The organism is Saccharothrix obliqua (assembly GCF_019375475.1).
Lineage (GTDB): Bacteria > Actinomycetota > Actinomycetes > Mycobacteriales > Pseudonocardiaceae > Actinosynnema > Actinosynnema obliqua.
Genome location: NZ_JAHXGQ010000019.1, coordinates 62,764 through 69,325, shown reverse-complemented (window position 1 = coordinate 69,325; position 6,562 = coordinate 62,764). Strand labels below are relative to the sequence as shown.

Sequence of the window (6,562 nt, the reverse complement as noted above, 5' to 3'; positions counted from 1 at the left end):
CCGATACGCCATGCACGACCTGGTCCGCGCCTACGCCACACGCACCGCCGACACCCTGCCCGAGCCCACGCGAGAGGCGGCGTTGACGCGGGTGACGGACTTCCACCTGCACACCGCGGTCGCCGCTGACCGCCTTCTGGATCTCCATCGTCCGCTCACCCATCCCGATCCGCCCGCGCCCGGCGTCCGCCCGCGGGCGCCGGCTGACGCCGCAGCCGCGCTGGCCTGGCTGGACGCCGAGCACGCCACCCTGCTGGCCACCCAACACGCCGCCGCCGCCCTGGGCCGCCACCACGTCGTCTGGCACCTGGCCTGGGCCTTGCACACCTTCCACCTCCAGCGGGGACACCGACGTGACGCGCTCGTGGCGTGGCGGGCCGCACTCGCAGCCGCCCACCACCTGTCCGACCCCACCACTCGCATCCGTGCCCACCGCCTCCTCGGTCACGCCTGCGCACAGTTGGACCGGCACGAGGAGGCCGTCGCGCATCTCGACCGCGCACTCGCCCTGGCCCGACAACACCACGACCCCGCCGAGCAGGCCCACACCCACCAGGCGCTCGCCGCGGCCTGGGAGGCGCGGGGCGACGACCTACGAGCCCTGGGCCACGCCCGCGAAGCCCTGGATCTGCACCGCACCCTCGGCCAACCGATCTGGGAAGCCGACGCGCTCAACACGGTCGGCCTGTACGCCAGTCGTCTGGGCGAGTACGACACCGCCCGAGACCACTGCCACGCCGCCCTGACCCTGCACCGCTACCACCAGGACACCATCGGCCAGGCGCACACCCTGGTCAGCCTCGGACATCTCGCCCACCGAACCGGCGACGACGACCAGGCCCTCAACTACTACCAGCAGGCCCTCGTCCTGTTCCGCTCCCTCGGCAACACCTACGAGGTCGCGAACACCCTCGACCACCTCGGCCGACCTCACGTCGCCCGCGGCCACCCCGAGCAGGCGCGCGCGGTGTGGCAGGCGGCGCTCCGGCTGTACCGGGACCAAGGCCGTGACGACGAAGCCGAACGCATCCAACGCCGACTCGACGACCTCGACCGCACCACTTCGATCGAGACACCGTGATCCTCGGCATCGCCGATGTCTCTGCGGGCCGCCGCCGACGCAGTCGGTACGGGCCTCGGCGGGTTATCCCGACCGGGGTCGGGATAACCCACCGACCGGATGCCCCCGACGGTGTGTCTGACGGATCTTGATGTCGAGGTCCGGTGGAGTCTTGGTCATGGGTGGGGAGTTGCCGGATCGTTCGCCGCGTCGGGGCGGTCGGTGGCGTGATCACCGCCGGGTGATCGAGGGCATCGCCTACAGGTACGGGGTCGGTGTGCCGTGGCGGGAGGTTCCGGAGTGGTTCGGGCCGTGGCAGACGCTGTACGAGCGGTTGTTGTGGTGGAGCGCGGACGGCACCTGGGCCGGTCTGGTCGACCGGGTGCGGGCGGATCTGGCTAGTGAGTTGGACTGGGTGGTGTCGGTGGACTTCACCCTGGTCCGGGTCCATCAACACGGCGCGGCCCTGCCGAAGGACACGGGGGCCTGGTCGAATCACGGGAATCCGACCGCGGAACCGGCTGACCACGCGATCGGGCGCTCCCGTGGGGCCTGACGACCACAAACCCACCTGGCGGTCGACGGGAGGGGCAGGCCACTGTGGATTGTGCTCACCCGCGGGCAACGTCAACGACACCACTCTTCGAGGACGTCCTGGTCGGCATCGCGTCACCCGCCCGGTCGGACAACCTCGCACCCGGCCGGAGCGGGTGATCGCGGACAAGGGCTACTCCAACCGCGAACACCTCGCCAAGCGTGGGACCAAGGCCACCATCCCGGAAAAGGACGACCAGATCCACAACCGGCTGCCTTGCCGATGACGGTGCCCACAGGGGCGAGCAGGTGGCGATCGCCGAACCCCGTGGCGCACGGTTGGGTGCTCGGCGGGTGGATCCGGGCTGCCAACTTCGGTGCGGTCCTGCACGGCGGCGACGGTGGCCGGCTGGACGGGGCAGTCATTTCGACCATACCCGTGCGTAGCGACGTCCGTCGAAGGTGTTCCGGCCGTCGTGGTGGGTAGTTCTGGGGTGCTGTTCCCGCGTGCGGGAACGGTGGGCCAGGTTCGACGCGGTGTCGTTGAGCAGACAGCGCCCACGGCGGTCTGGTTGCGCGGTGCGGGTCGGCGCTGGGTGCGCTCTGGGGCCGGTCCGCACCGCGTCCGGGCGTCAGGACGACTCGGATGGTGGGTCCGGGCGGGCGGTGCCGGGGCCAGCGGTTGGCGTGCCGCGGGCGACGCCCGCCAGGCATGCCCTCCGTGGTTCGCCACGCCGGTCACCGTCGAGCGGCTCACCGGGGTGTAGCGTTGTCGTCATCGGGTCGACTCGATCGAGTCCGCCCGGACATCCCGCGTCGCGAGACGGCTCCGACATCGTTCGCATTGAGCCCCGAGGGCGTGGAGAAGGACGGAAACCCATGTCACCCCAGTACGTTTCACGGTATGAAGCACGGGTCGATCTCGTGCGGGCCACGTTGCAGGAGTTGTCCGATCTGGACGCGAAGATCGCGCAGGACGTCGCGGTGCGCGTGGTGCACGTGTTGGACCACCTGCCGGAGAGCATTCGGTGATCGTGGACGGGTTGTTCAGCCATCCGGAGGTCCCGCGGCCGGCGCAGCCGGTCCCGTCGGCCGAGGACGTGCACGAGCCGCTGTTCCTGGAGCCCGGGACGAAGGCCGGTCAGGCGTAGTTCCGTGGGCGGTGCGGCCGAGGCCGGCCGGGCGCAGGCGGAACACCTGGAGGTCCAGGTCGAAGCACCTGCGGGTCTCGCCCACCCAGTGCACGCCGTTGCGGGCGATGCGGGTCTTGTTGGGGCGCACGACGGTGAAGACCTCATCCAGGCCGTGAGAGAAGGCCCAGCGGGCGAGTGCGAACGTGCACTCGCCCGCGTAGCCCTGTCCCCACTTGCCCGGGTGCAGTTGCCGGCCCGTCTCCCAGTCCTCGTTGTCGGGGCGGCAGGACAGGAGGACGGCGCCGCCGATCACCGTGTGGTCGGCGGCGCGTTCCACCGCCCAGCGACCTCGGCGTCGTCTGTGCGCCAGGCGCGTAGCACCAGCCGATCGGTCTTCACCGGGTGTCCACGCGCAGCGCGGCCATGCGGTGCGGGCGCGGCCAGCGGACCCGCCACACCCAGCCCAGCTTCTCGAACGCCCAGATCGCCCGCGCCGACACGTCCAGCTGGCCGCGGTCGACGCCGTGGCGGGCGCAGGTCGGGTCGGCGTGGTGGGAGTTGTGCCAGGACTCGCCCATCGACAGGATCGCCAGCGGCCAGAAGTTGGCCGAGCGGTCGCGGGCGGCGAACGGGCGGTCGCCGATCATGTGGCAGATCGAGTTCACCGACCAGGTCACGTGGTGCTGGAAGGAGATCCGGGCCAGACCCGCCCACAGGAACGCCGTCAGCGCACCCCACCACGACAGCGTGAGGACACCGCCCAGCGCGGTCGGCACGGCCACGCTCAGCAAGACCCACAACGGGAACAGCCGGTCGACCACGCGGATGTCCTTGTCCGCTACCAGGTCCGGCGCGAACCGGTCGACGTTGGTGGTGTCCCGGCCGAACAGCCACCCCATGTGCGCGTGCCAGAAACCCCGCGCCAACGCCATCGGCGAGGTGCCGAACAGCCACGGCGAGTGCGGGTCCCCCTCGCGGTCGGAGAAGGCGTGGTGTCGGCGGTGGTCGGCCACCCACCCGATCACCGGTCCCTGCGCCGCCAGGCCGCCGGCGATGGCGAGGGCCACCCGCAGCGCCCGCTTGGCCTTGAACGCGCCGTGCGTGAAGTACCGGTGGTAGCCGATGGTGACGCCCAGAGTGGACACGGTGTAGAACACCGCCGCGAGCGTCACGTCCACCCAGCTCAGCACCCACCCCCAGGTGAGGGGCACGGCGGCGATCAGCGCGGCGAACGGGATCACCAGGAACGCCCGGATGACGAGCATCTCGGTGCGGGTACGGGGTTCGGCCAGCAACGGTTTCGGTGCGGCGAGGGTCGATGATGTCATGACGTGCACTACCTGACTGGAAGAGCGACCCGGTGCCGAGCGGGGCTGGGGCGGACAGGGGTCGGCGCGGAGCAAGTCCGGACCGCGGCGGGCCGGCCGGCCGGAAAATGGCGGGGAAGCGGCGTGCCGACCGGTCGGGTAGCGGCTTTCCGCGCTTTCCCCCAACGCTACACGGCTCGACGGCCCGGCACCGATCGCCGCGAGCCGCGGTCGGCGACCGGGCGTACGGTGGGCGCATCGAGCGACCGGCACGTGACAGGGCGGGACCGGCCGGAGTGGGCAGGAGGCTCCGATCCGGCGCGGCCGTGCTGCTGGTCGTCCTGGCGGGGCTCGCGGCGGTGTTCACGCTCCTGCTCGGCCCGGAGCAGGCCGGTGCCGCGTTGTTGGGCGCGTTGGGGTGGTTGGTCGCGCTCGCGGCCCGGGTGCCCGCGGTGGCCTCGACCGGGCGCCTGCACGACCCCGACCGCGGCCGGACCGCATTGGCCGCCGCGTCCGCGGTGACCGACGAGGTGGTGCGCCTGCTGCTCGTGCTGGTCGGCGTCACGGGGTTCGCCCCGGCGCTGTGGGCGGGTCTGGGCTGGGCGGTCGCGGAACTGGTCTTCACCACCGCGACCGGCCTGTCCCAGTTCACCGGCGCCCTGCGACCGAGCGCGGTCGAACTGCTGAGCGCAGAGGGTGGGGTTGCCGCCATCCACCCCCTTCACGTCCTGCTCCGCGGCGCCACCACCACGGCCTTCCACCTGGGAGCGACACTGCTCCTGGTGGAGGGGCCGTGGTGGCTCCCGGCGACCGTCGCGGCCCACGCGGTGGTCAACCTGGCCTTCACCCGCTGGGCGCGACACCGGCTGCCGGCCGCGGAACTGGGGTGCGCGGTGGTGGGCGCGCTCCTCCTGGTCGCCGGCTTGGCGGTGAGCGGCTAGAAGTGCCCGCCGTCGCCTTCCCAGCGGTCCTCGTCGATGGTGCCCCGCGTCCGGCGCGGCGCGTGCTCGGGGTTCGTGCGCGGGGTCGCGCCGTTCGAGGACAGGATGTCTTCCACGGTGGCGTTCGAGGTCGCGGCGGACCGCAGCACCGCCCGTGCGACACCGCCGGGTGTGCCCGGCGGCACCACGAGCAACCGGATGCGGGTGTAGTCGGAGTTGACCAGAGTGACGGTGTCGGGCTGGATAGAGTGGAAACCTTCCATCCGCACGGTGATGTCGCCGGCCTCGAGCTTGCGGTCGGCTCGTTCCCAGGAGTCGAGGTGGTAGGTGACGCGGCGGACCTGGCCTGCCGCGCCGAGGACGGCGAGCAGTGGCGGGAACTCGGTCGTGGGGTCGGCCGAGCGGGGCCACCAGGCGCCGTCGACCGCGCCGCCGGAGGAGCCCTCGGGTTTCATCGACAACCGCAGAGTCGTCTCGGCGGGTGGGTTGAGCAGTTCGAGGGTCATGGTGGTGGTTCCCGTCTCCGACGATGCGAAAAGCCCGCCGGATGTCGTCGTGCGCCCAAGGCGGAGCCGGCTTGACCGTCGACACGCGACAAACCCTCGGTCACCCCACCCTACGCCGCATGACGGCCAACAGCGCCGATAGCGACGTGGTGCACACCGCGATGGAGGAATCGCTTGTGCCGTAGGGGATGACGAGCGTGTCGCCGTGCAGCAGCCCGCCGCACGAGTAGACGACGTTGGGCACGTACCCGTCGCGTTCCTCGGCGGAGGGGACCAGCAGTGGATCGGGCAGGCTCGCCAGGACCCGCTCGGGGTGGTCGAGGTCGAGCAGCATCGTGCCGATCGAGTAGACCCGCATGGGACCCACGCCGTGGGTGAGCACGAGCCAGCCCTCGGCGGTCTCGATGGGCGAGCCGCAGTTGCCGACCTGCACCAGCTCCCGGTCACGGGACGGTTGCGCCACGCGGTGCGGCGTCGTCCAGCAGCGCAGGTCGTCGGAGGTCGTCATGAAGGTGCTCTCGGCGTCGCCGCGGGACAGGGCCGCGTACTGGCCGCCGATGCGCCGGGGGAACAGCGCCATGCCCTTGTCGCGCGCGCCCGGACCGGTGGTCTGGGTGACGCGGAAGGTGCGGAAGTCCTTGGTTTCCAACAGTTGTGGCGCGACGTCCACGCCGTCGTAGGCGGTGTAGGTGGCGTAGTGGATGTGTTCGCCGTCGTCGTCGGTGAAGCGCACGAAGCGGGCGTCTTCCAGCCGTGGCGCTCGGACGGGCCGGTGGGCCACAGCACCCGTTCGCTCAGGGAGGTGCCCTGGGCGAACTCGGAGGTGTAGTTGCACGCGGCGATCCATCGGATCAGCTCGACCGTGCGGTGCGCTTCCTGCCGGGCGACCAGGCCGGGGTGCAGGGTCGCCGGCAGCAGGTCGAGGTCACTGCCGGTGAAGTGCTCGGGCAGGTACCGGTTGAGCACGGCGGAGACTTCGTCGTCGTGGCCGAACTCGGCGAGCTTGCCCCGGAACAGCGCCTTGTCGTGCACCGGTTCCCGCCGCACGCCGACCGTGGCGAACGCGGAGGCCGGGGTGACC

7 protein-coding genes and 1 pseudogene are annotated in these 6,562 nt (G+C 71.5%); 4 read left to right on the top strand and 4 right to left on the bottom strand.

The annotated features are described in order from the left end of the window. The 3 genes from KZQ38_RS37385 to KZQ38_RS34660 all read left to right on the top strand — a co-directional run. Window positions 1–1,081 (top strand): tetratricopeptide repeat protein (locus KZQ38_RS37385; RefSeq protein WP_219448255.1); only part of this gene is annotated, 1,081 nt, incomplete at its 5' end. A 157-nt stretch (window positions 1,082–1,238) separates the two neighbouring features. Then, window positions 1,239–1,616 carry a transposase gene (locus KZQ38_RS34665; protein ID WP_219448254.1) on the top strand — a complete coding sequence of 126 codons (378 nt, stop codon included), beginning with the start codon at window positions 1,239–1,241 and terminating at the stop codon, window positions 1,614–1,616. Between the two features lie 857 nt (window positions 1,617–2,473). Next, a complete protein-coding gene (locus KZQ38_RS34660) occupies window positions 2,474–2,626 on the top strand; it encodes a DUF6307 family protein (RefSeq protein ID WP_257902924.1) in 153 nt (50 codons plus the stop codon). A 15-nt stretch (window positions 2,627–2,641) separates the two neighbouring features. Here the strand turns inward: KZQ38_RS34660 and KZQ38_RS34655 are convergent. Together KZQ38_RS34655 and KZQ38_RS34650 are read right to left on the bottom strand one after the other, a co-directional pair. Beyond that, a pseudogene (locus KZQ38_RS34655) lies at window positions 2,642–3,109 on the bottom strand (GNAT family N-acetyltransferase); the annotation flags it as partial. Window positions 3,110–3,122: 13 nt separating this feature from the next. Further along, window positions 3,123–4,055, bottom strand: a complete 933-nt coding sequence (locus KZQ38_RS34650; RefSeq protein WP_219448252.1) for an acyl-CoA desaturase — start codon at window positions 4,053–4,055, stop codon at window positions 3,123–3,125. A gap of 275 nt (window positions 4,056–4,330) precedes the next feature. Between KZQ38_RS34650 and KZQ38_RS34645 the strand changes: the two genes are divergently transcribed. Continuing rightward, entirely contained in the window at window positions 4,331–4,975 is a 645-nt protein-coding gene (locus KZQ38_RS34645; protein ID WP_219448251.1) for a hypothetical protein, read from the top strand. Here the strand turns inward: KZQ38_RS34645 and KZQ38_RS34640 are convergent. Then, on the bottom strand, window positions 4,972–5,481 hold the full coding sequence (locus tag KZQ38_RS34640; RefSeq protein ID WP_219448250.1) for a DUF5994 family protein: 510 nt from the start codon (window positions 5,479–5,481) through the stop codon (window positions 4,972–4,974). The two genes, KZQ38_RS34645 and KZQ38_RS34640, sit on opposite strands and share 4 nt — an antisense overlap. 100 nt (window positions 5,482–5,581) lie before the next feature. Next, window positions 5,582–6,214 (bottom strand): glycoside hydrolase family 130 protein, encoded by a 633-nt coding sequence (locus KZQ38_RS34635; protein ID WP_219448249.1) that lies wholly within the window; start codon window positions 6,212–6,214, stop codon window positions 5,582–5,584. Between the last annotated feature and the right edge of the window lie 348 nt (window positions 6,215–6,562).

Excerpts from the sequence above, each read along its gene's own strand:
- KZQ38_RS34660 (WP_257902924.1), top strand. The coding sequence starts at position 2,474 with ATGTCACCCCAGTACGTTTCACGGTATGAAGCACGGGTCGATCTCGTG.
- KZQ38_RS34665 (WP_219448254.1), top strand. The coding sequence starts at position 1,239 with ATGGGTGGGGAGTTGCCGGATCGTTCGCCGCGTCGGGGCGGTCGGTGG.
- KZQ38_RS34640 (WP_219448250.1), bottom strand. The coding sequence starts at position 5,481 with ATGACCCTCGAACTGCTCAACCCACCCGCCGAGACGACTCTGCGGTTG.
- KZQ38_RS34650 (WP_219448252.1), bottom strand. The coding sequence starts at position 4,055 with ATGACATCATCGACCCTCGCCGCACCGAAACCGTTGCTGGCCGAACCC.